The organism is Thalassospira lucentensis (assembly GCF_050516545.1).
Lineage (GTDB): Bacteria > Pseudomonadota > Alphaproteobacteria > Rhodospirillales > Thalassospiraceae > Thalassospira > Thalassospira lucentensis_C.
Genome location: NZ_CP191544.1, coordinates 1,286,274 through 1,311,104, shown reverse-complemented (window position 1 = coordinate 1,311,104; position 24,831 = coordinate 1,286,274). Strand labels below are relative to the sequence as shown.

Annotated in this window: 21 protein-coding genes; 8 read left to right on the top strand and 13 right to left on the bottom strand. The window is 51.7% G+C overall.

Translation table 11 applies throughout. The annotated features are described in order from the left end of the window. Positions 1-42 precede the first annotated feature (42 nt). Complete coding sequence (locus tag ACQ0MK_RS06055; RefSeq protein ID WP_430475262.1) at positions 43-1,179, top strand: HD-GYP domain-containing protein; 1,137 nt, start codon at positions 43-45, stop codon at positions 1,177-1,179. A gap of 426 nt (positions 1,180-1,605) precedes the next feature. Next, a complete protein-coding gene (locus ACQ0MK_RS06050) occupies positions 1,606-2,535 on the top strand; it encodes an HD-GYP domain-containing protein (RefSeq protein ID WP_430475261.1) in 930 nt (309 codons plus the stop codon). A gap of 44 nt (positions 2,536-2,579) precedes the next feature. Here the strand turns inward: ACQ0MK_RS06050 and ACQ0MK_RS06045 are convergent, their stop codons facing one another. Both ACQ0MK_RS06045 and ACQ0MK_RS06040 read right to left on the bottom strand, forming a co-directional pair. Continuing rightward, entirely contained in the window at positions 2,580-3,083 is a 504-nt protein-coding gene (locus tag ACQ0MK_RS06045) for a Mov34/MPN/PAD-1 family protein (protein WP_430475260.1), read from the bottom strand. A 23-nt stretch (positions 3,084-3,106) separates the two neighbouring features. Then, positions 3,107-3,493, bottom strand: a complete 387-nt coding sequence (locus tag ACQ0MK_RS06040) for a hypothetical protein (RefSeq protein ID WP_430475259.1) — start codon at positions 3,491-3,493, stop codon at positions 3,107-3,109. Positions 3,494-3,852: 359 nt separating this feature from the next. On the opposite strand from ACQ0MK_RS06040, the gene ACQ0MK_RS06035 reads away from it, so the two are divergent. Beyond that, positions 3,853-4,833 (top strand): RluA family pseudouridine synthase, encoded by a 981-nt coding sequence (locus ACQ0MK_RS06035; protein WP_430475258.1) that lies wholly within the window; start codon positions 3,853-3,855, stop codon positions 4,831-4,833. 108 nt (positions 4,834-4,941) lie between these two features. Then, entirely contained in the window at positions 4,942-5,811 is an 870-nt protein-coding gene (gene rpoH / locus ACQ0MK_RS06030) for an RNA polymerase sigma factor RpoH (RefSeq protein ID WP_350042740.1), read from the top strand. Between the two features lie 108 nt (positions 5,812-5,919). On the opposite strand, the gene ACQ0MK_RS06025 is transcribed toward rpoH, so the two are convergent. The 10 genes from ACQ0MK_RS06025 to ACQ0MK_RS05980 form a co-directional block, all read right to left on the bottom strand. Further along, positions 5,920-6,393 carry a hypothetical protein gene (locus ACQ0MK_RS06025; protein WP_430475257.1) on the bottom strand — a complete coding sequence of 158 codons (474 nt, stop codon included), beginning with the start codon at positions 6,391-6,393 and terminating at the stop codon, positions 5,920-5,922. A 9-nt stretch (positions 6,394-6,402) separates the two neighbouring features. Beyond that, positions 6,403-8,547 (bottom strand): protein kinase family protein, encoded by a 2,145-nt coding sequence (locus ACQ0MK_RS06020; RefSeq protein WP_430475256.1) that lies wholly within the window; start codon positions 8,545-8,547, stop codon positions 6,403-6,405. A gap of 250 nt (positions 8,548-8,797) precedes the next feature. Continuing rightward, a complete protein-coding gene (locus tag ACQ0MK_RS06015; RefSeq protein ID WP_430475255.1) occupies positions 8,798-10,093 on the bottom strand; it encodes an adenylosuccinate synthase in 1,296 nt (431 codons plus the stop codon). Between the two features lie 35 nt (positions 10,094-10,128). Next, the gene (locus tag ACQ0MK_RS06010; protein ID WP_430475254.1) at positions 10,129-11,295 is read right to left on the bottom strand and encodes an ATP phosphoribosyltransferase regulatory subunit; all 1,167 of its coding nucleotides are present in this window, start codon (positions 11,293-11,295) and stop codon (positions 10,129-10,131) included. Between the two features lie 155 nt (positions 11,296-11,450). Beyond that, entirely contained in the window at positions 11,451-12,641 is a 1,191-nt protein-coding gene (locus tag ACQ0MK_RS06005) for a phosphoserine transaminase (protein ID WP_430475253.1), read from the bottom strand. 174 nt (positions 12,642-12,815) lie between these two features. Further along, a complete protein-coding gene (locus tag ACQ0MK_RS06000; RefSeq protein WP_430475252.1) occupies positions 12,816-14,687 on the bottom strand; it encodes an SLC13 family permease in 1,872 nt (623 codons plus the stop codon). A 274-nt stretch (positions 14,688-14,961) separates the two neighbouring features. Further along, complete coding sequence (locus ACQ0MK_RS05995) at positions 14,962-15,789, bottom strand: PhzF family phenazine biosynthesis protein (RefSeq protein WP_430475251.1); 828 nt, start codon at positions 15,787-15,789, stop codon at positions 14,962-14,964. A 72-nt stretch (positions 15,790-15,861) separates the two neighbouring features. Next, positions 15,862-17,292 (bottom strand): pyridoxal phosphate-dependent decarboxylase family protein, encoded by a 1,431-nt coding sequence (locus tag ACQ0MK_RS05990; protein WP_430475250.1) that lies wholly within the window; start codon positions 17,290-17,292, stop codon positions 15,862-15,864. Continuing rightward, on the bottom strand, positions 17,289-18,251 hold the full coding sequence (locus tag ACQ0MK_RS05985; protein WP_430475249.1) for a threonine dehydratase: 963 nt from the start codon (positions 18,249-18,251) through the stop codon (positions 17,289-17,291). Before ACQ0MK_RS05985 ends, ACQ0MK_RS05990 begins: the two co-directional genes overlap by 4 nt. Before the next feature lie 111 nt (positions 18,252-18,362). Continuing rightward, positions 18,363-18,647: a DUF1127 domain-containing protein gene (locus tag ACQ0MK_RS05980; protein ID WP_430475248.1), complete on the bottom strand. Its 285-nt coding sequence runs from the start codon at positions 18,645-18,647 to the stop codon at positions 18,363-18,365. A 79-nt stretch (positions 18,648-18,726) separates the two neighbouring features. Here ACQ0MK_RS05980 and ACQ0MK_RS05975 point away from each other — a divergent pair, with 79 nt between their 5' ends. From ACQ0MK_RS05975 to ACQ0MK_RS05965, 3 genes are all read left to right on the top strand, one after another. Next, the gene (locus ACQ0MK_RS05975) at positions 18,727-20,184 is read left to right on the top strand and encodes a PLP-dependent aminotransferase family protein (protein WP_430475247.1); all 1,458 of its coding nucleotides are present in this window, start codon (positions 18,727-18,729) and stop codon (positions 20,182-20,184) included. A 236-nt stretch (positions 20,185-20,420) separates the two neighbouring features. Then, the gene (locus ACQ0MK_RS05970) at positions 20,421-22,805 is read left to right on the top strand and encodes a Lon protease family protein (RefSeq protein ID WP_430475246.1); all 2,385 of its coding nucleotides are present in this window, start codon (positions 20,421-20,423) and stop codon (positions 22,803-22,805) included. 2 nt (positions 22,806-22,807) lie between these two features. Then, complete coding sequence (locus ACQ0MK_RS05965) at positions 22,808-23,599, top strand: SPOR domain-containing protein (protein WP_430475245.1); 792 nt, start codon at positions 22,808-22,810, stop codon at positions 23,597-23,599. Between the two features lie 43 nt (positions 23,600-23,642). Here ACQ0MK_RS05965 and ACQ0MK_RS05960 read toward each other — a convergent pair whose 3' ends face one another. Further along, on the bottom strand, positions 23,643-23,951 hold the full coding sequence (locus ACQ0MK_RS05960; protein ID WP_430475244.1) for a DUF5818 domain-containing protein: 309 nt from the start codon (positions 23,949-23,951) through the stop codon (positions 23,643-23,645). Positions 23,952-24,097: 146 nt separating this feature from the next. Between ACQ0MK_RS05960 and ACQ0MK_RS05955 the strand changes: the two genes are divergently transcribed. Continuing rightward, a complete protein-coding gene (locus ACQ0MK_RS05955; protein WP_430475243.1) occupies positions 24,098-24,793 on the top strand; it encodes a GGDEF domain-containing protein in 696 nt (231 codons plus the stop codon). Positions 24,794-24,831: the final 38 nt, after the last annotated feature.

Genomic DNA, 24,831 nt, shown 5'->3' with positions numbered 1-24,831 from the left:
AGCAAATATGACCGATTATTAGAAAAATAGTCAGGACGAGAGATGGCTTCGAATTTGCGTTCGGTACTTCATGTCTTATCTGAAGGTGATCTCAGCAGTAAATTGCCCGCGACGGTCATGGGCGTTGATATATGCTTTCTTGATACAAACAAGCCGATCCCGGCTGATGTCGAAATATTACTCGCCGATATTGACCTTAAGAATCCGATTTCGGTTTCGAAAGTTCGCGCTTTTCGCAATGTGGCCAAGCCTGACAGTCAGATTTTCATTACCGTCGATAAGGGCGACCGCCAGCATCAACGCCAGGCAAGTGCACTGGGGGCGCGAAAAACGGTTCTGAAACCGTTAAGCGAGATCGGCATTGCAATCGTGATTGAGGAATTAAGAACACCTCATCGATTTGCCACCAATACAACGAAATCCATCATAGCCGCATCTGCACGCGCGATGCGTGAGATTTTTGAACAAGCAACCCAAGAAGAACCGATTGATATAGACCTTATTGGTGCAACGGGGCAGCAACTTGCGGAATCCGTTGCGGACCTCGGCGTTCTCGACTGGCTTGATACTGTCAGAATTTATCACCATTCCACGTTTCAACATGTTCTTCTCGTTACCGGTATTGCCTGTGCATTTGCGCAAGGTGTTGGCATGAGCAGTCAGGATATCGCAAAGCTTACTCAGGCTGGGCTTTTGCATGATATTGGTAAAATCTGGACACCGTCGCCGATCCTAGATAAAACCGGCAAGTTGACGCCTGACGAATTCGACGTCGTAAAGCGCCATCCAAAGGATGGGTATCAGCGCCTTGTAAGCCAGGGTGACATTCACCCCGATATCCTCGACGCAGTTTTGCACCATCATGAGTATCTTGACGGCAGCGGCTACCCTGATGGCCTACAGGCACATGAAATCAAGGACCTTACGCGCGTTCTTACGATCTGCGACATCATGGGTGCACTTCTTGAAAAACGCCCCTACAAGGAACCTTACAGCGTCCAAGAGGCGCTTTCGATCCTGTTTTCCATGGCGAACCAAGGTAAGGTAGAACGCGCACTTGTCGCTGCGCTGACGCAAATGTTTGACTGCGAAATTTCTACATTCAAACCGCCAAAACATGACCTGTTTAACAGCAGGATTGAACTAAGCGACAGCGAAACACATTCTCTCGTCCCATAAACATCGATACGGATACGGTTTTTGCCCGTGGTGAGACCATGCCGTTTCTTTGGCCCTGGAGCAATTTTTCTGCGATAAGAAAGGGCATCCTCATTAATTCCCTACGATGGCTGCAATTAACTTCAATGCAGGCGTGCAGATCATTTTCTGACGATATCGGGCAAAACTTCCGCCACATTACCTTATCGACTACTTGTATTTTGCAGCTGGTGAGCATAGCTCGTTAGATGTGGGAGTAACTCAAATCAAAAAAGCATCGTGGTAGACAAAAATAACAATACAGTTCATGTCCTCTGCGACGGGGAACATCGCCATCTACTGCCATCAGCATTGATGGGATTTCAAATACATCTACTTGATCCTCAGAAACCTATACCTGCAGGCACAATGTTGTTGATGGTCGACGTGGATCTAAGGAACCCGGATATGCTTTCACGTCTGCGTGCCTTTCGTAAGGTATCGCAACGTGGTTCTGACCAAATTATCGCAATTGGTAAAAACGATCTTCAAGATGAGTTGCAGGCAACTGCACTTGGTGCACGAAAACCAATTGTGAAACCGATTTCTGAGAAATCGATTGCATCCTATATCGAAGAACGGCGCAAAGCGACCGGCATGACCGGAGGAACCGCGACCGCCGCAGCCCAAGCTGGTGCCGCGGCAATCAAAGAAAGCTTTGACGAATTTAAGAACGACACTGCGATTGATGTCGATAAAATCAGTGAAGCCGGTCGCAACATTGCCGCATCCATTGCCGATCTGGGGATCTCAGAATGGCTCAGCACGGTACGGATTTATCACCAATCGACGTTTCAGCATATTTTGCTGGTGACCGGAATTGCCTGTGCCTTTGCGCAAAATACCGGGATGAGCAAAGCCGACATTGCCAAATTGACCCAGGCTGGGCTTTTGCATGATGTCGGCAAGGTTTCGATACCCGATGCGATCCTTGATAAGCCGGGAAAACTGACCGCAGAAGAGTTTGACATCGTCAAACGTCATCCCGTGGACGGCTTTAACAAACTAAATGCACAGGGAAACATTGATGCGGGCATTCTACACGGCGTAAGACATCATCATGAATATCTTGATGGCAGCGGCTATCCTGATGGCCTGACAGCCGATCAAATTCCTGATCTGACCCGCATCCTGACCATATGCGATATCATGGGCGCGCTGCTTGAAGAACGCTCCTACAAGCCGCGTTTCAGCGTTGCCAAATCGATTGAGATCCTTAAGGAAATGGGCAAAGAAGGCAAATTGGAACGCGCCCTGGTTTTCGCACTTGAAACGGTGATGAAGAAGCCGGGTTCTACGCGCTCAAACCTGACCAAATTGGCGAACCCGTCCAGCTAGGGAAAATACGCGATGATTGCTCTGTTACGTCAATCAGCTAAGGTCTAGTCTTCGATCAGTTTACAGCGGCGGAAATAGCGAAGACTTTCATCGTCCTCATCGCCCTGTGCTGTCTGCTGTTGTGCGCGATACATGCCGCTTTTAAGTGCACCATTATGCCCTGTTGCAATGATCAGCCACAAAAACCCATCCTCATCGGCCCGCGCGCGGTCCGAGTTTGATGGCCAGACATTGCCGTTGGGGTGGGAATGAAAACAGCCAACAACGGTTTCGGAACTGTTCCTTACCGTGCGATAGGTGTCAATCAGGGTTTGGGGATCAATTTCAAAAGTTTTAAGCGGATCAATTGCAATGTTGCGTGCCACGACAACCCGGTGAATACGATTGGGTCTATCTTGGGACGCAATCAAAAGACCACAGCATTCTTCGGGCCATTGCAAAGCAGAAAGATCACGGACTTCTTGATGAAGACGTGCTGATAGATGGATACTAGCTTGATCCACCGCGGCTTTGCAGTCCTTGCCCTGCACACCCTGCCCGTCCCCCATGACACAGCCCTTTTTATCGTTGATTATTGTGCATTTGGCGCAAGCAGGATGCGGCCAAGGACTGTTTTCTCAGACAAGGAGACAATTACCAAGCGTGCCGCCAAACCATCTACACCTTCGATATGCAAGGTCACGTGGTCGCCTGATACGGTATAACCAATCAAACGTTCATCGGGTTCAATATCAACCGCGATGTCGCCAAACGGTGTAATCTGTGCTGCTGCCGGGCTGACATCAGGTGCGTTAACAACTTGGTTCTCGCCAGCCATCGGAACAGTTGGTGCTTGTTCGCTTAAAGCTGCGTCTTGATCCTTGGCGTTCTTGTCAAGCGACAGGCCATAAGCCACAAGCCCGATGCCAATCACGATCAACAGGCCCATAAACGCAACCAATGTCTTAACTACACGCATTGTATTTCCAACTGACAAAACTGTTTGAAAGCCGCATGTTGGGCTATAAAACCCGATCACGCAGAACATAGTTCAAGGCCATAACGACAAGTTCCTGCAAATGCAAGACAACAACGCGTCGCTCATCCATTGCAATCGTCTGACTTGTGAAGCAGATTATGCCTTCAATCCACAGCCTTATATGCAGTGATATATGCCGCCTCAAATCGTGTGATGGCAAACACTCTATCGATCCGGAGTGCGGTGTGATTCATTGCAATTGGGTATAAAGAGGCTACAAGCAGCCCAAATCAAAAACGATGACCGCCGGGTAACAGATCGATGCCATACAATAGAAACACATGCCCCATGACGATCAGATGACAGAACACCTCAATTACACTGCAACGCCTGATGATGAAGGCGCACGCCTTGATAAGGTGCTTGCAACTGCATGGCCTGAACAATCCCGTTCACGGATCAAGGCACTGATTGAAGATGGTCATTTGATCGTAAATGATCAGCCGGTTCGCAAAATGTCGTCAAAGGTCAAACAGGACGATGTGTTTCATCTTATCATCCCGCCCGCCGAAGCCGCCACGCCAGAGCCCGAAGACATCAAACTTGATGTTCTTTACGAGGATGACGACCTTTTGGTCATCAACAAGCCGGCTGGCATGGTTGTGCACCCCGCCGCAGGCAATGAAAGCGGCACATTGGTCAACGCGCTTCTGGCACATTGCGGGGATAGTTTGTCGGGCATTGGTGGTGTGAAGCGCCCGGGCATTGTTCATCGTCTTGATAAAGATACCAGCGGGGCAATGGTTGTGGCGAAGAACGACACGGCCCACCGCGCCCTTTCGACATTGTTTTCCGAGGACAAGGAAAACATCGACCGTGCTTACCTTGCGGTTGTGTGGGGCGTTCCCCGCCCCTTGTCAGGCGACATCGAGGGCAATATTGGCCGTAGCCCGCGCAATCGCAAGAAAATGACTGTGTTAAAAACCACGGGAAAATACGCACTGACTCATTACAAAACACTGAAAACCCGTGACGACTCGTTAGCATCACTGGTTGAATGCCGTCTTTCAACCGGGCGCACGCATCAAATCCGGGTTCATATGACCCATATTGGCCACTCACTTGTTTGTGATCCTGTTTACGGAAGAAATAAAAACCTCCAAAAGTGCAACTTAGAAGCGCAGGAAATATTGAACGCATTCAACAAACAGGCGCTACATGCCAGAACCCTTGGGTTTATTCACCCTCGAACGGGTGAATATATATCAACAACAGCCCCCCTTCCTGACGACTTACGCGCCCTTATCGACAGCCTAAACATATCCAATAGGATAGTTTAACCTAGCCATTAAGGTCTAAATTCTATTGACGCATTCTAATACTCTCGTATAGGCTACAAAGGTGCTAGGGGATAACAGCACCTTTACGAAGCATAACGGGAGGCTTCAATGAAACAGGGAAATGCTCTTCCAGTAATTTCTAAAGATGGTCTGACTGTATACTTACAACGTATCCGCCGTTACCCAATGCTTACACCTGAGCAGGAAACCACATACGCCTGTGACTTTCGCGACAAGGATTGCGATAAGTCCGCGGAAAAAATGATCACAAGTCACCTTCGATTGGTTGCTAAAATCGCGATGAGCTATCGCGGATATGGCCTGCCAATTAACGAGCTGATCTCCGAAGGCAATGTCGGACTGCTTCAATCTGTGAAACGTTTTGACCCTGACAAGGGGTTCCGCCTTGCCACCTACGCGATGTGGTGGATCCGTGCCGCCATTCAGGAATATATCCTTCATTCTTGGTCGCTCGTGAAAATGGGTACGACGGCGTCGCAGAAAAAACTGTTTTTCAATCTTCGCAAACTCAAAAGCCAGATGCAGGCGATCGATGAAGGAGATCTGTTACCAGAACAGGTCGAGATTATTGCCACCAAGCTCAGTGTTTCCGAAGATGACGTGATCATGATGAACCGTCGCCTTGCCGGACCGGATCATTCGCTTAATGCACCGGTACGCATCGATGGCGATGGCGAATGGGTCGATTGGCTTGAAAGCGAAGATGAAGATCAGGAAACCCTTTATGGGAAACGCGAAGAATTCCTGCAGCGCATGAATATGCTCAAAAGTGCCATGTCGCATCTCAATGACCGGGAACGCGATATCCTGACACAGCGCCGCCTGCTTGAAAGCCCGGTAACCCTTGAAAACCTTAGTGTTTCCTATGGCATTTCACGTGAGCGTATCCGCCAAATAGAAGTTCGGGCTTTTGAAAAAGTCCGTAAATCCATCCATACAGATCTGCCCCGACAGTAGACGAACCGGACTATGATGACTGTCCTCTTCCCCCTCATGAAACGAACTACGGCGGACATAATGTCCGCCGTTTTTTTATTTTGCCAATGAGGAGTCGAACCAAGGGTTTTAGTTCCCGGAACGGTCCACTTCCTTGATCAGACTATCACCCCAAGTTTTAATCAGGCCGCGCTGGGTTTTACGCAACTCTCCCACCCGCCGCTGTGCCGAAAGGTTCAAAACATTGGCAACGATTGGCGGCATCGCAAGATAGAGCAACCAGCCAAGTCCTGCCGCCCCATACATGATTGACAGCGCAAGTGGCTGAAATATCTGTTGGGTTGCACCACCCACTGTCTGCGATGGCACCTGCCAAAGTTCAAGGATATAAGGGGCGACACCCGAAAAGTTCAGGCCAAAAACACATCGCGCCATCGACCGTCCGGGGCTACGGTCAAAGATAAAGGCCACCATGGACGGTAACAACCCGACTGTCAGCGTGATGAATGTCGGCAATGCGACCATAAACAACAGCACCGCCGATGCCACCACTGACAAGCCGGAAAATGCACTGCGGCCCTTTGGGCTTTTGCCTTTTGCCATATTGGTCCCTTAAAAGATGTGCATCAAAAACAGTGCTGAGACAGTCAACAACGCGATCATGGTTGACGCAAACGCAGCCGCCTGCTGCCCAACCTTTTCTGCCAGTTCAAGACGTGCAGGGCCAGATGATTCAAGGTCAAAAACCTCGCTCTCGGCTTCGGAATATTCTGCTACGGCTTCGACAAATTCCGACTGATCCTTACGCCGTTCCTGTTCATCATTGATCAGATTGTAAAGTTCGACCAGGTTACCACGCTTCGCCAGTTTCGGAATTTCGTTTTCCACGCGTTCACGCCGGGCTTTGCTGTGGAACACCTTGATTGCCGGTTCCATCAAACGCGCGACCCAATGCGAAAGATTCTGTAGGTTTTCCGGACCATGACGCCACTGAACAATTGCCAGCATGCTGATGATGGCACGGCTATATTCAACTTCGTCGGATGGATTTTGCATCGCCATCAACTGGCCTTCAACATCGTCCTCAAGACGGGTTGCGATGAAGGCCGCTATATGACGGTCAACCGGCCAGGTATCTTCAGATGCTTCTTCTGCCGCTTTTTCAAGGGCAGGTAAAAGTTGTGATATCTCAACAACATACTCCTGCTCAATCATCGGGCTTAAGCAATGCTGATTGCGCACCGATGTGTATAAACAACGTTCATAACCATAACCCGCACTTTGTTGCTGAATGTAATAGCGCAAGTTTTTATAAAGCTGCTGAAGCTTCTGAACTTCCGGGCTAAACCCTTCCTGACGGCCAAACCAGAAGGATGGCACATCGCGCACAACCACATCGGCAAACCGCTGAGGGCCGCGACCATGCTGCACATCGTAGGACAGCATATAGCCAAAACCATCAACCATCGACGAAAAGCCCTTGAACCGAACAGGGCCAGTCGGGTCCATGATGATAATGGCACGTGCGATAAGAACATCTTCTGCAGATCGCTTATCAGCGCCCGCCCATTGGAGCTGACGCATGGCATCAGACAGGGCTTTGGCGCGTTCGTTGTCACCCAACCCACGCCGCAACCAGATTTCAATCGTACTATCACGCAATGGTGCAAGAGAAGTCACCCAGTTGGCCGCCATCCCTTGGGCTAGTGCACGCACAGTATAATAATCCCGACCCGCCAGGTTTTGCGAACGTGCGGCACGCTTTTCGGTATTCGTCTGAACCGGCTTGTTTCGGCGGCCGTCAATCCACGCATTAAGTTCGTTAAAGCCCCATCGTTCTTCCGGGTCGTCACACAGCAGCCCACGAACAGGCTCAATCAGGACAAGCGGCAGTTTTTCCTGCGATGCTATCGCCTGAAATGATCCCTTGGACAACTTTAAGTCCATCGCTTCCTGATCGCTAAGCTTGTTGAGTGGCACATGCCCAATTCCAAGCTCGGCCAGTGTCATCCCAAGTGCATATAGGTCATCTGATAATGTTCCCATCCCGCGCCCTGCGGGATCAGCACTCATTCGGGCTGCGGTTTCATAGACAAGCGGCTGATTATAGCCAGGCGGTCCGCCGGCACAATCACCCAACACAACTTTCTCTCCGAGGGGATCGGCAAAGAACAGGTTTCCCGCCCGGACGTTCCGGTGCGCCAATCCTTTCTCTCCCAGAGCTTGTAGGACACTCATGAGCGGCTCGACCACGACGGAACTAATGTCGTGTTCGTCAATTGGCAGCTTCTTTTTGCCGACCTTCGCGGCGACACGGCCACCTTTGGGCTTTTCATAGAACAACACCATGGTCTTGCGACCAAATGGCGGCCAAAGCGCTATTTCGCTATCAAGAAGATCAATCTGACCGGCCAGATGCATGCCGGTCAGGAATTTAAGCAGGTCATAACGGGTCGGGAGAGCAGGATCGGTTACGATCGCAAAGGCACTGCCTTCATCACGGCGCAGGTTATCAGCGGAATACGCCTTGCAGTGCCCCATATCGAACTCAGGCAGCCGTAAATTCATAAAGACACGGAAATTGCCAATCTCAACGCTTCGATTGCCACCCGGGAGTTCATCTTCAACGCTCGCCGCGTCACCCTCGTCGGGTTCTTCGCTGACCACAGGCGCACCGCCCCCCGGTGCATCCATCACCGGTGATTGTGCAGCATTTTTCGAAACGTCCTGTTCCTGATCTTCAGCTTGCTCTGCCATGATCCCGATATTTCATTACCGAATTTATCATCCCTGAGGGACGCGTTTGTTCTGAACGGCTGCCTTCCTGACACGTCGCTCAGTACGCTACCCACAAAAGGTTGATAAAACGATACTTCTGATACCCCATAGGAGCAAGCTGTTATCGGCTTTGCCCACATTATGAAATCAGACCAATTCATTCAAATTCCACGAAAAAAGCCACCAGTTCAAACTGGTGGCTTTCGCGGTGCAATGCACAGATTGGTTATTAGGCGCTGAACGGGTCGTGGACAAGAATGGTGTCATCACGTTCAGGGCTGGTCGAAAGCAACGCAACAGGTGCTTCGATCAGCTCTTCAATACGACGAACATATTTGATCGCGGCAGCCGGAAGATCGGCCCAGCTACGCGCACCCATGGTGGTATCGGACCAACCTTCGATGGTTTCATAAACTGGTTTGGCTTTTGCTTGCAGACGCTGGTTTGCCGGAAGATGATCGTAGATTTCACCATCAATGTCATAACCAGTGCAGATCTTGATTTCATCAAAGCCATCAAGAACATCAAGCTTGGTCAGGGCAATACCGGTAATGCCATTAACCTTGACCGACTGACGAACAAGAGCAGCGTCAAACCAGCCACAACGACGCTTACGACCGGTCACAACACCAAACTCGTGACCCCGTTCACCAAGACGTTCGCCATCAGCATCAAACAGCTCGGACGGGAACGGACCTTCGCCAACACGGGTGGTGTAAGCTTTGGTGATCCCAAGAACATATCCAACACCAGATGGTCCCATGCCGGAACCTGCAGCAGCCTGACCCGATACGGTATTCGAAGATGTCACAAACGGATATGTGCCATGATCGATATCAAGCATCGTACCCTGTGCGCCTTCAAACAGAATGCGTTTGCCAGCTTCTTTGAACTGGTTCAGTGATTTCCAAACCGTGTCTGAGAATGGCAGGATTTTCGGTGCGATTTCTTTAAGCTGTGCCAGCAGTTCCGAACCGTCGACTTCCGGCTGACCAAGACCACGCAGAAGTGCGTTATGGTGCGTCAAAAGGTTTTCGACTTTGGATTCCAGCAGATCAACATCAGCCAAATCGCCAACACGGATCGCACGACGACCAACGCGGTCTTCGTATGCCGGGCCAATACCACGACCGGTGGTGCCGATTTTGTTGTCACCCGAAGCGGCTGCTTCACGAGCACGATCAAGATTGCCATGCAGCGGAAGAATCAGGCAGGCATTTTCCGCCAAACGCAGATTTTCCGGCGTAATGCTCACACCCTGTTCGCTCAGGCGGGCAATCTCGGCCAACAACGCCCACGGATCAACAACAACACCGTTGCCGATAACCGACAGTTTGTTCTGACGAACAATACCTGAGGGCAGCAGACTAAGTTTATAAACGGTTCCGTCGATCACCAAAGTATGACCGGCGTTATGACCACCCTGGAAACGCACAACGACGTCGGCCCGTTCGGACAGCCAGTCGACGATCTTGCCTTTACCTTCGTCCCCCCACTGGGAACCGATCACGGCAACATTGGTCATCGCAAAACTCCTTGCGCGATAAAAATTTCGTTCGATTACGCCTTAAGCGGCACGACCTGGCCGCCAAGGTAAATATAGTCACAGCCCATACGACGTGCTTCGACACGGGCAGCATCTTCTGTTTTGGCCTCAGCAGCACCTTCAAGCGCGGCCACAGTATAATGGCCTTCGGTACGCAATTTACGTGCTTCACGTTGGGGCGTTCCCAACGGAAGATAAACACGCTGAACCGGTGCACCGTCTGGAAGTCCACGAAGGATACTATCCATATAAAGCGACATACCAGTTGCCGCCTCGCCCGCAGCACCACCGGCACGGTAACGTCCGCCCCGGCCAATTTCACCACGCACATTGCGTGCAAACAGGGTAAAGCTGACACCGGTCTGATACCGGAAACCAGCCATTTCCACCGGGTCAATCGTAAGAGCAGCCTCAAGCCCTGATGCCAGAACACGTTCGGCAACATCAATCAGGCGATGCAATTCTTCAGACGCCCCAAGTGGGAGTTCAAGTTTTTTCAGTTTCGGCAACGCCGTCTTGGCCGGACCAGCCGCCTCAAGCAGCGCAACAAGCACATCGGTAACCTTGCCATCCAAAGCACGCAAAGCCGCGACATCACGGCGTTCAAGCGCCTCGGTCAGCGATTCGCGATCATCAGGCGTCACACCAAATGCATCAAACAAACGTACCGGCAGGGTCGGAAGGTTCAAGTCAACCGAAACATCTGGCAAAGCGATGCTTTCAAGGGCCTCAAGTGCAAGAAGAACAATCTCGGTATCCGCCGCTGCACTGGACACACCAATCAATTCCGCACCAACCTGTGCGAACTGACGTTCGGGGCGCAGGTGCGACCCTTTAATCCGCAATACATCACCGGAATAAGACAAGCGCAATGGACGCGGCGCATCGACCAAACGGGTTGCTGCAATCCGGCCGACCTGTGGGGTCATATCAGAACGCAGTCCCATCATACGACGCGACTCTGGATCCATAAGGCGGAATGTTTGGGTGGCAAGTTCGGGTGCTGCACCTTCAAGAAGGCTTTCTTCAAACTCGACCAGCGGGGTTTTAACCCGGTCATAGCCTGCATGCGCCAAACTGGCCATCAGCTTTTCACGGATTTCAGCTTCCCGTGCGGCGGTTCCTGGCAGGACATCCTGCAGGCCGGCGGGCAAAAGAGCTTTCCTGGCGAGTTCGGTCATTATGTGTGCTTTCCGGACTGGGCGCGCAAATTCGACTTGATAATATCCTGAGTTTCACTCAAGGCTCACTATCCGGTAGCGGTTACTACCGTGTTGTGCCGGACAGAGCAACGGGGAAAACCCCTAAAACGCAAATAATACGTACAAAATATCGGTTAACCAGCGTCAAATTCGGCTTTTACCACCGAATATGCCCAATCAAGCCATGGCAAAAGAGCCTTGATATCGCTGGGTTCGACCGTTGCCCCACCCCAAATTCGCAGACCCGGAGGCGCATCGCGATATCCATTGATATCAAGTGCAATATTTTCTGCTTCAAGAAGCTGCGAAATCTTTTTTGGCAACATCGCTTGCTGATCGACTGGCAATGCCAGCGCCCAAGGGTCGACAATTTTGATGCACATCGATGTGTTCGATGCCGTTTCCGGTGCTTCGGCAAGGTCGGCCGCCCAGTCGCTGGTCGCAAGCCACGCATCAAGATGGCCGCGGTTTGCACGCGTCCGGCTTAACAGTCCTTCAAGGCCGCCAAGGCCTTCTGCCCATTTCAAAGCATCAATCGCATCTTCAACCACAAGCATCGACGGCGTATTGATAGTTTCTCCACGGAATATCCCGTCAATCAACTTACCACCCTTGGTCAGGCGGAAGATTTTCGGCATTGGCCATGCAGGCACATAACTTTCAAGCCGTTCGACTGCACGCGGGCTTAGGATAATCACCCCATGACCACCCTCGCCGCCCAAAACCTTCTGCCAGCTATAGGTCACAACATCGAGTTTATCCCATGGCAGTTCCATGGCAAAAATCGCCGAGGTCGCATCACAAATCGTCAGACCCTTGCGGTCATCAGCAATCCAGTCACCATTAGGCACACGCACCCCTGCTGTCGTGCCATTCCAGGTAAAGACAACATCGCGATCAAGATCGACTGATCCAAGGTCTGGCAACTTGCCGTAATCCGCATCAAGGACACGCACATCATCAAGTTTAAGCTGCTTGATCACATCGGTGACCCAAGTCGCACCAAAGCTTTCCCAAGCCAGCATATCAACACCGCGTGCGCCCAGCATCGACCACAGCGCCATCTCAACCGCACCCGTATCGGATGCAGGAACCACGGCCAAAAGATAGTCGTCAGGAAGGTTTAAAACAGCACGCGAACGGTCAATGACCTCTTCAAGGCGCTGTTTGCCAAGTTTGGAACGATGCGATCTGCCGAGTATTTCGGTTTCAAGCGCAGCAGCCGACCAACCCGGGCGTTTCTTGCACGGACCCGATGAAAAGTTCGGGCTGGTTGGACGAAGTGCGGGCTTTGCGAAATCGGTGTTCTCGGCATTCTGAGCCATCGGCATATTCCTGAGCAAAAAGAACAACCCAACCGGATCATTCCAGATCAAATTAGGGGGCTGATCCTATTGAGACAAAGGCAAAAGTCAAACGCCTTCCACACAAATGGGCCAGCCAATTTTGCATGGCTGGCCCATTCGCGTCGATCACCCTGCATTTAGGTGTACGGGGTTTCACATCGGAATATCGTAATACCACGGTGCAAATAGGCTAAATGCTATCCAAAGCAGGATAATCAAAGGCGTCCCTGCTTTAAGAAAGTCAATGAAACGATAGTGACCGGGGCCCATAACCAGAAGGTTGGTCTGATACCCAACCGGAGATGCGAACGAACAGTTTGCCGCCATCACCACCGCAATTGCAAAGACATGCGGCGGCACGCCAAGCTGCTGGGCCATACCAATACCAATCGGGGTGAACAAAACTGCACAAGCATTGTTTGACAAAACATTGGTAAAGACCGCCACGATCAGGAAGAACAGCGACAAGATAACCGGCGCAGGCGCCCCACTTGTTGCCACCAACAGCTGATCCGCAACGAATTCAGCACCACCGGTCAACTGCAAGGCATTACCAAGGGCAAGGGCCGCTGCCACCAGAAGGACGATTTTTCGATCAATCGCACGCGATGCTTGACGCAGATTCAAGGCCCCGGATGCAATCATAAGGCCCGCACCGATAAAGCTTGAAACCATGATTGGGACAACACCGGTTGCCGCCAACGCGATGACGGCAAGGAAAATGGCCGCGGCACGGCGCGCATGGAATGGCCGCGGCAATGTGCGCGTGGACCATTCAAGCAACACCACATCCCGAATCGTTCTAAGGGCTTCGACATCCTCGGAACGGCCCTGTACCAGCAACACATCCCCCGCCTCAAGACGGATTTCTGTCATCTGGGTCCGGATCATCCGCGACCGGCGCTGAATACCCAGAACAAGGCATTTGTACTGGTAACGGAAACCGATCTGCTCAAGGTTAAAGCCGATCAAGCGCGATCCGGGCGGCAACATAACTTCGGCCAGAAGTTGCGTTGATTTTTGCGGAACATCTTCACCGTCGCTGCTGACCGCTGCGGCGTCGGAATGCAAAAGACCAGGATCTTTCTGAATCGCCTCGGTCAGGGCCTTACGCGTTGCGGCAACGACAAGAACATCCCCTGCCCGAATTTCCATATCATCTTCAAATGGCGGCAGTTCCGCATGTTCGCGGCGCACAATCATTTGAATGGTGATGTTTGGCAAATTCTTGAAGAAACCTGCAACCGGGCGGGTTCCAATCATAAGGGATGCCGGACCAACCGTAATCTGGGCAATGAACTGTTTGCCGCTGCTATCTGGATTGGCAAGCTTGCTGCGCATTGATGCCAATGCCGGCAACAGACGTGGCGCAACGAACAAGACATAGACAAAACCTGTAACCGCCAAGACGCTGCCAATCGTCGTGAATTCAAAGAATTCAAGCCCCGGCATGCCAAGTTCGATCAGCGAGCTTGACACCAAAAGGTTGGTCGAAGACCCAATCAAGGTCGTCATCCCACCAAGGATCGCCGCATAGGAAAGCGGGATCATCAGCGCACTTGGTGAACGCTCAATACGTTCTGCCAGTGCTTGAATGATTGGGATAAAGATAACGACCACCGGTGTATTGTTCAGGAATGCCGACATCAGCATCACAACAAACAGGCCGATAAAGATCGCGACAGACGCGTTTTTACCGCCATGTTCGGTAATCAACCCGGCGATATAACTTACCCCGCCGGTCAAAACCATCCCCTGTCCGACGACAAGCAACGACAAAACCGTCAGCAATGCCGGATTGGCAAAGCCCGACATGACGGTATCCGGGCCCATTAGGTTCGAACCATCGGCATCAAGAAGCGGGAAGAAATTGAAAAACAGCAACAGGGTCGCGATCAGCGCCATGCTGGTCAGCTCAAGCGAAATGCGTTCAAGCCCATACAGAACAAGCGATCCGGCAACAAGTGCAAGAACCACCCACATCTGCATCGGCGTCGCAGTACTGGCGACAACACTTTCGATCACGATAAATCTTCCCTTGTAAAACCAGTATCCTTGCGGTTTGCAATCCACGGATAGACCCGTGTGATTTGTCCACAATCGTCGTATTTTGTCTTTACTTAGACGAAAGCCCTACAGTCCGGTCAATAGAAAAACAGCGTCACAGACATTCAATACGGATTAATCGGTAGTCACGCATTGCCTAGGAAACATACGATTTCCAGCCTGTTTCACGACAAAACGGACAACATTTCTGCTGCCCGTCTTTTTTATTCACACGCCGAAAATGGCTTCTGTCTTAGCCCGGAATGCTAATTTCACCTTTGAGATACAGCACGGCTTCACCCTTAAGGCCGACCCGATCACCATCCACCGAACAGGCGACAACACCACCGCGTGCAGAAGCCTGATACCCGACAACGTTCTTCTGGCCCAGCTTGTCGGCCCAGTACGGTGCAACAACACAATGCATATAGCCCGTAACCGGGTCTTCATTGATGCCAATTGCTGGAACGAAAAAGCGTGAAACCATATCAAGACCGGTTTTATCGCCAGGTGCCGTGACGATCACACCCCTGCCCGTCAATTTGCCAAGCACAGACATATCCGGGCGCATTTCGCGGACAACCTTGGCATCACGATAAACAACAACGTGATCCGTATCGCGACTGGTGACCCGATAGGTTTCAATTGGTGTTTCACCCCCAAGGGCTGCGATCACGTCATCTGGAACAGTGCTGCTTTTGATCGGCTGCTTTGGGAAATCCAGGACAATCGCATCGCCATCGCGCGTGGCACTTAAAATACCACTTTGACTTTGCAGCTTAACTAGATCGCCCTCAAATCCAAGCTGGTTGAAAATAACAAAGGCACTGGCCAGTGTTGCGTGTCCGCATAGAGGAACCTCAACGGTCGGGGTAAACCAACGAATATGAAAGTCGGCCTCATCGCCCGCACCACACGGCACAAAGAATGCGGTCTCCGACAGATTGTTTTCCATCGCAATTTTCTGCATCACATCATCGGCCAGCCATTGTGGCAATGGCACGACGGCAGCAGGGTTTCCTGCAAACAAAATATCGGTAAACGCATCAACCTGATAGATCGGTAAAGTCTGGGTCTTCATAACAGTATCCTAACGTCAGCATTTACACGTCTTGTAACGCACATGCTGTAACATCTCATCACATTTACCGGCCTACAGAACAGCATCAATCGCCTGTTTGACGATGACAAGATCATGATCCTGTGTCCGCCAGTTGCTAAACGCCGCACGAAAACCAAACCGCCCACCGTAAACAGTCGGCGTCATGAAAACCTTGCCCGTGGCATTGATCCGGTCCAGCAATCCCCGATTGTCATCATCGCTGCCAATCGCCCTAAACATTGTCACATTAAGTTTCGGCTCTGAAAGCAATTCAAGTTTTCCATGGGTTCGCACCCAGGACGCTAAATCTGCAGCCTGATCGCAGTTGGCACGAATAACCGATGCAAATCCGTCCCGACCATATGCCTTCATCGACAACCAAAGTGGCAAGGCACGAAACCGGCGGGAATTTTCAGCACCACGATTTATGTAACTGTTCCCGTCGGCCTTGGTATCAAGATATGGCGCAAAGGCACGACAGCAGGTTTCAAGAACCGAAATATGCCGCGTCAGGAATATCCCGCAATCATAAGGCACATTCAGCCATTTATGCCCGTCCGATGTGATGGAATCCGCACGATGAATCCCGTTTAGAAAATGGGCGCGCCGATCATCGAGTGCGGCAAACAACCCGAATGCGGCATCAACATGCAACCATGCCCCGTAAGCCGCACAAAGATCGGCAATCGCATCAAGATCATCAAAATCCGTCGCGTTGACCGTGCCGGCCGATGCGATGACAATCTTGCCACGCGCGTCACTGGCCTCAAGCTTCTCTTTAAGATCGGCAAGATCAGTTTGCTCTGACCCTGGCAAAGTCGCAACTTTGGTAAAACGATTGCGCCCGATGCCCGTAATCGACAGATCCTTAACCATGCTGGCATGTGGACTGGCGGCAAAGATATCAAGATCCGGAAGCACGCCGGCACCATCAGCATCAATATTGACACCAACCTGCTCGCCACACCATTGACGTGCCGTCACAAGGCCGAGCAGATTTGAAACAGTCGCCCCCGTGGTCAGGACACCATCAAAACGGTCAGAGGGTAATCCCCCCATGTCACACAGCCAGTTTATGACCTGTTCTTCGACAGCCGCATTAACCGATCCTTCGGGACCCGTGGCATTTTGATCAACCGCACTTGCCAACCAATCCCCTACAAGGGCGGCAGGCGTTGTGCCACCGGTCACAAAACCAAGATACCGGGGACCAATTGATGCGGCGAGCAGCGGCAGAATTTCTTCTTTTGCTGCTCGCAACGCATCAAGTGTGCCGCTTCCCTGCCTTGATAAGGGGCGCGAGGGGTCAAAGGCAGAAAAATCACGGCAAGTCACATCGATGTCGTCCGCGCCTTGGACAAAGCCATGGGCAATATCGCCTGTTTCCACAAGGATACGGCCAAGCTTTTCAAGGTCGTCAAACATCAGATGACGTGCATTGTCAGTGGAGCTGTCAGATGCACGATTTGGAACGCTGGTCATTTGTCTTCTCCCGAAAGGATACGGGCGTAATCTGCCCGGTCGATATTTGCCCCGGTTAAAATCAGGGCAACTTTTTTTCCGATATTCTCATCACGATGCGCCATTGCCGCGGCAAGGGGCACGGCCCCGGCCCCTTCGGCAAGGGTGTGACATGAACTGAAATAAAGGCGCATGGCATTGGCGATCTGATCATCGTCAACCGCGACAATATCCGCAGCACCGGCTTTGATGATTTCAAACGCGGCGGCATCCGGGCTCCGGCATGCAACGCCATCGGCAAAGGTCTTCGCACTTGGCGTTTGAATGACTTTTCCTGCAATGAATGACTGCCGAACGGCATCTGCCCCCTTGGCCACCACACCAATAATTTCGGTTTTCAAACCAAGGGCATCGCGTGCCGTGATCAGTGAACAAATCCCCGACCCCATCCCGACAGGTACATAGACACGGTCCAGCCGCTTGATTTCATCAAACAGCTCAAGCCCATAGGACGCTACACCGCGCACAAGTTCCCGGTGGAATGGTGGAACCATGACCAGATCTGTCTGGGATGCATATGAAAACGCATATTCAGCCGCTTCCTGAAAGTCATCGCCATGTTCAATGACCTCGGCACCCCATGCCCGCATGGCGGCATTTTTCTCGACCGAGTTACCATGCGGAACAATGATAGTTGCCGCCATCCCAAACCGGCTGGCTGCATGTGCAAGGCTTTGCCCGTGATTGCCTCGCGTGGCTGAAATCAATCCGCGATTCACCTCAACGGATGTGCCCAGATAACGGCAGAATGTCAGGCCACCGCGAATTTTAAACGCACCAAGGCGTGTATGATTTTCGTGTTTGACATACAAAGACAATCCCGTCGCCCGATCCAGCATAGGCCACTGGATTGTCGGTGTCGGCGCGACATATTGATGCACGAAATCAGCTGCATCTCTTAATTCGGCCAGACTAAACATGGATATTGTACCCCATACAGAAAACACATCAATACAATCGAAATTTTCGACCAAACCCGGACCAGACGGAGACATAAAGGGAGTCTATGTCTCCGTCATACGCGGCAGTGGCTAACCGCGCGGTGGCACCCCGGTCCAAAATGGTTTGGAAAGCTCGTTATCAATATCTGCGCGCGTCAGGCCGATATCTTTAAGCATATTGTCGTCAAGCGTTTGGATCGCATGACGGTTACGTGCATGGGCCTGCAGTCGTGCCAAATATTCCACGATAGTGACAGCCATACCAACCATCGCCGAACGCCAGGTTACAGATTTTGCCCCCTGCTTACCGTTCATCACTGCGCGATTATTAACACGGATGTCGGGAAGCTGGATTGTATCGTTACAATTTACCATTTCCATCTCCTATCGGGTAATTGTCTCGATATTGTTTTGTCATTGACATTGTGACGGTGTCAATTTAAACATTGTCACCATGACAATATGGCTTCCAAAACTTGATGATGCTGGCGGACCTGTTTATCGACAGATCGCACAGACGATTAGCAAAGCAGTTAAAGACGGCTCTCTTAAACCGGGGGACCGACTGCCGACCCACCGCGATCTTGCCTATCAACTAGGTGTGACTGTCGGGACCATCACGCGGTCCTATCGCGAAGCCGAAAGGCTGGGACTTGTTGCTGGTGAAGTTGGGCGCGGGACATATGTTCTTGATAACATCCAGTCCGAACTCGACATGGCCGCGACCGCCCCCATCCCGCTTGCCTTTACAAACAATCTTGCGCAGATGGGGCGAAAGCTGAGCATTCCACAAGATGCGCCTGACGGCTCAGACGATACCGGCCCTATCAATTTCCGGATGAATTGCCCCCTGCCCCCGCAAGAAGGACATCTTCGCCAAACCCTGATGGACATCGCCAGTACGATGCCTATTGACGATATGGTGTCCTACAAATCGGAATACGGCCTCGCCCATCAACGCAAAGCATTGGCCTATTGTGCTGGAATGCTTGGACTGGATGACAATCCGGAACGCGTGCTTCCGACGGCGGGTGTTCAACACGGTATGACAGTTTCGCTTTTGGCAACGATCCGTCCGGGTGATCTGGTTCTGTGCGAAGAACTGACCTATCCCAATCTTCGCAGCCTTGCCAATTTGCTGCAGTTCCGGTTACGCGGCATTGCCATGGATGATGACGGTATCATTCCGGACGTTCTTGAAAATATCTGCCGTACACATAGCCCGCGCGCAATTTATCTGATGCCAACGCTGCACAACCCGCTATGCACCACCATGAGCCAGCAACGCCGCATCGAAATTGCGGAAATTCTGCGAAAATACGATCTGACTTTGATCGAAGACGGCATTTATCACTTCCTTGATCCTGATGCGCCACCGCCCCTGTCCTGCTTTGCCCCGGAACGCAGCATTTATCTAGATGGCGTTTCCAAAAGCATCGGTGGTGGTTTGCGTGTCGGATATATCCACGCCCCCGGTGAAATGATTGGCAAACTTGCCAGTGCGATCCGATCGACATGCTGGATGGTCTCGACGATCAATCTTGAACTGGTCACCCGCATGATCATGGATGGCAGCCTTGCCCAATACGAAGCATGGCACCGCGGTGAAGCTGCCCAGCGACTTGCCATCATATTAAGCACTCTCAAAGGATATGATGTCCGCTTCCACCCGACCAACTATCACATCTGGCTTGACCTGCCTGACCATATCGACACGGGTGAATTGGTGATGAATGCCGCCAATAGCGGTGTTTTGTTAACCGCCGCACAGCAGTTTTCTGTTGGACCGGTACCGCGCGGATTACGACTTTGCTTTGGTGCAGAACGGTCCACTGAACGCTTACGCCGCGGGGTCCAGATTGTCGACCGGCTGCTTAAAAGCAGCGATTTTGGCAATTCCGTTGTAATGTGAATTTCAACAAAACGGCACGTAAAGAACTCTCATAGTCGGCTTACAGAAACCCAACTGGCGACATTGGCGACCATCACACCATGGGGCCAATTAAAACGTTAAAAAGAGATTCCTTTCGGCATTTCAGCAATTTCCGCACGCAACGCTTGACCACATGATTGCGTTGCTTCCAAGATATGTTGCGCGGCGCAAAACGCCGTCGCTATTTCTTATCTTGGGCAGCAGAAAGTCAGCAAATGCCAGTTTCCCGCCTTGACGCAGAAGATTGCGGCTTCCCGCATTTTCGGATTCGCAGCCCACACAAAGACCAACCGCCGCAAATTTTCGATTTCTCATCACATTACCGTGCCGCAGAGGCCCTTAAATTCGGGCTTTCGATGTCCGAACCGGGTTTCAACATCTTTGTTCTGGGTCTTGATCGCGCCGGACGTATGACCGCGACGCTTGACTACCTGAACAAGGCAATGGAAGAACGCGCCACTCCCGATGACTGGGTCTATCTGAACAATTTTTCGCGCACCAACCGTCCACGCCCCTATGCCCTTCCGGCGGGTGAAGGGAGCAAACTTTTCTCATCCATGGAAACGCTGATCTCGCATCTGCGCGAAGCATTTGCATCGGCCTTTAACGCCCCTGCACACCTGACCGAAACACAAACCCAAACCGAAGAAGCCCGCACCCAGCTGCGCGAAAAATTCGAAGCCCTTCGGGAATATGCCCGTGAACGCGGTCTTGATGTTCAGGAGAACGAAAAAGGCGTGATGATCGTCGCCCTTAACGACGAAGGCGAGCCGGTTTCTCTTGATGAAATCCCCAAGGAACGCCGGAGCACCGCCGAAGCTTCCTTTGAAGAAGTCGCAGAAGAAGCCCGTAAAACCCTTCTTTCAAGCCGCGATCTTGAAGAACAGATTTCCGATACGCTTGATAGCCTGCGCCGTGGGGCGGCCAAAGTGGTTCTCAAACCGCGCATCAAGAAACTGCGCGATAAATTCACAAGCCCCGGCCTTAAGGCATGGTTCGAAGCACTTGAAAAAGACATTCTCGATAATATCGATGCCTTCGAAGAAGAAAGCGATCAGCCCGCCATTGAAAGTGGCGATGGGAAAATCCCCGAAACCGTCGATGACCGCTATGCCGTCAACCTTCTGATTGACCATTCTCGCGACAGTCACCCGGATGTTGTTTTGGAACCAAGCCCAAGCTACGACAACCTGTTTGGCCAAATTCAATATCGCCCGATGGGTGGCGGCATGCATCCGCATTTCAGCCTGATTAAGCCCGGTGCATTACACCGCGCCAATGGCGGGGTTTTGGTTTTGCGTGCCGAATCACTGGTCGAGCATGAAGAATGCTGGGGTTATTTAAAGGCCGCCCTGCGTGACCGCGAAATCCGCATTGAAGAAACCCAGAAAGGCGGCCCACCCACCGCAGGTGCACCAGAACCCCGCCCGATCCCGCTTGATCTTAAGGTCGTCATCGTCGGCGCGCCGAAATTCTATTACACCTTCTTCTCGCTTGATGTGGATTTCCGGAATCATTTCCGCGTAAAGGCCGATATCGACGCCGATATGCCTGCAGGCGGGCGCAATATTTCGATCTATACCGGGCTTTTGCGCGCATCTGCCTTGTCGCGCTCGCGCATCCCGGTTGATAATGGCGCCATCCGACAATTACTCGGGCAAGCGGCCCGCTGGGCCGGGGAACGTGACAAACTGACCGCACAGATCGAACGGGTCGAAGATGTTGCGATTGAGGCCGGGGCACTTTGTAAATCAGATGGCCGCGAAACCATTCGTGCAGCAGATGTCCGCCGTGCCATTGAAGAACGACGTCACCGCAACAGCCGGCTTGAAGATAGATCCCATGAACGGGTCCAACGCCGGGAAATCCTGATCGATAGCTTTGGCGCGGTCGCCGGACAGGTCAACGCACTTACCGTACTTGACTATGGCGATCACGCCTTTGGCCTGCCTGCCCGTGTATCGGCACGATCCTATGTCGGAAGTCTGGGCGTTCTTAATATTGAACGGATGGTCGATATGTCCGGCCCGCTTCAGCAAAAGTCGGTCATGACGATTGAAGGGTTCCTGAAATCACGCTTTGCACAGGAATTCCCGCTTTCCTTTGCCTGTAACGTCACGTTTGAACAAAACTATGGCGGGATCGAAGGTGATTCCGCATCGATGGCGGAACTTTGCGCGATCATATCGGCGGTCTCAAACATTCCGATGCGCCAGAATATCGGCGTAACCGGATCAATGAACCAGTTTGGCGAAGCGCAACCGGTCGGCGGCGTTTCACACAAGATCGAAGGGTTCTATCGCATCTGTGCGGATCAGGGCTTTACCGGTGATCAGGGGGTTATCATCCCGCTTGCCAATGCGGAAAACGTCGTCCTTCGCGAAGAAGTTGTTCAGGCCATCCGTCAGGGCAAGTTCAACATCTGGACGGTTGAACACATCAATGATGCCATTGAACTGCTAAGCGGCATGCCATCTGGTGATCGCCATGACGGCCAATATCCGGCCGACAGCGTTTATGGCAAAGCCATGGAACGTTTGCGCAGCAATGACCAGATATTGCGTGAACGACATGCCTATCAGCCGCGCGCGGAGATGTAAGAATGGATACACCACCCCATGATCGCCAACAACTTGCGACAGCCTCGTCGCAAGCGGTTTGCGCATCAAAAAAATGGGGTGGTTTATACCTGATTGCTGCTTTTGGGACGCTGGTTATTGCGGGTATTACAGCACCTATAAATGCGCACGCCCAAACATCGAACGGCGACACCATACCAACCGGGATCGATATCATTCCAACCGATCTTCCGGCACATGCGTCAACAGTTTCGCAGCCCAATCAGCCGGTCAGCCTCCTGCCAGGAACGATTCCCGCCAGTGTTACACTCAAAGAAGATTTGGAAATCCCGTCGCTTGCCACGCAATATCATCAAACATTGACAGGCAACGCGCCAATACGGCGGCAACAACGCCCAACAAGCGTTCAAAAGGCCCAAAGCACAGGGAAAGATGCGCCAGAACAACCGCGCCCTAGTGAAGGAAAGACTCCGAGTTCTTCAGAATTGATTGCGACCAAAACCGATATGTCACATTCGGTGAATACTGCGTCACGATCAGAAAATGCCGCAGCGAGCGCCAATAGCAACGCCTATCTGATCCAGCTTGGTGCATTTCGTGACACCATTTCCGCAGAAACCTATTGGGCGAGTTTTCGCATTCGCTATCCCGAACTTGCGCAAACCCATCAAAAGACAATCGTAAGTGCCGATTTGGGAACCAAAGGAATTTACCATCGCCTTCAACTGGTTGGCTTTATCACGCCGGATCAGGCAGAACAAAAATGCCGTCAGCTAAAAGCCGACGGCACCGATTGTTTTGCGACCCAGCACTAAATTCCCGAGAATTCAAATGACCAGATAAAACCGTTGGATGGCCTTAACCACCCGGCGCAAGCAGCACAATCTTATCAACAATCAAAGTCGTTGCTTCTGTGCAGGTTGTCATCAGCGCCAGATGCCCCGTCACGCGCACTTTATCGCCCGGGCGAAGACGACTGGCCTTATTGGCCAGCGCATAAAGCGTTCCATCTTCGGCACGGAACGTTACACATTCCTGGCCATGATCGGTTATCTCACCGCCAACGGTAAAATTTTCCTTCTGCAGAAACGAACACGCTGACAGCGTAACCGCCACTGTGAAAACCGCAATTTTCTTCGCTAGTCCAACCATATAATCGTTTTTCATTTAGGTGTTCTCCTATGCGTGAACGATTCTCATTCAACACAAATTCATTCCTGCTACGTTAAGGTTCTTGTAAGCCATTAACGCTAAAAGGTTAGCTATCCTTTTAAGGGTTTCACCATATCATGTCATTGGTTACAAGACAGCTCATGGAAAAGTCGCAGATTGAATTGCTCATAGAACTCGCCGCTGATTTTCAGCAGCAAACAGCGATTAACAATCGCGCGACTGAGGAATCTGAACAAAGCAACGCATTGTCAACGCTGGTCGATCTGGCCCGTGACATGCAGATGCGCCTTGACCAGCAACAAAATCGAATTCGCCAACTCGAATTGATGGTCGAAACCGACGAGTTGACCGGCCTTTATAACCGACGCGGTTTTATGCGCCGCACCCGTGAAGCCCTTGCGCGCGCCGCGCGGAATGCGGAACGTGGCCTGATGGTTATTGCTGATCTTGATGGTTTCAAAGAAATAAATGACCAATATGGTCATGCTGCGGGCGATGCCGTTTTGCGCCACTTTGGCCAAAACCTGCGTACCCATACCCGGTCTGATGACTATGTCGCACGCTTTGGCGGCGACGAATTCGCCATTCTCATGAGCGGCAGCAGTCCAGATGCAGCAGAAAAGCGTATCAACCAACTCCAAAATGCAACCGCACGCTTCCCGCTAATCTGGCAAGGCAAGGCCCTTGGTATCAAGGCAAGCTTCGGCTACACCGTTTACTCGGCCAAAAGCGATATTTCCGACCTGATCCGGGCCGCTGATGACGCCATGTATGCCAAAAAACACGCAGGTCGGAAGACTGTGACGACCAAGAATGCCGACCACGACGCGGCTTGACCCACTGAAATAGTGGTTCGCAACGACACCGGTTGTTT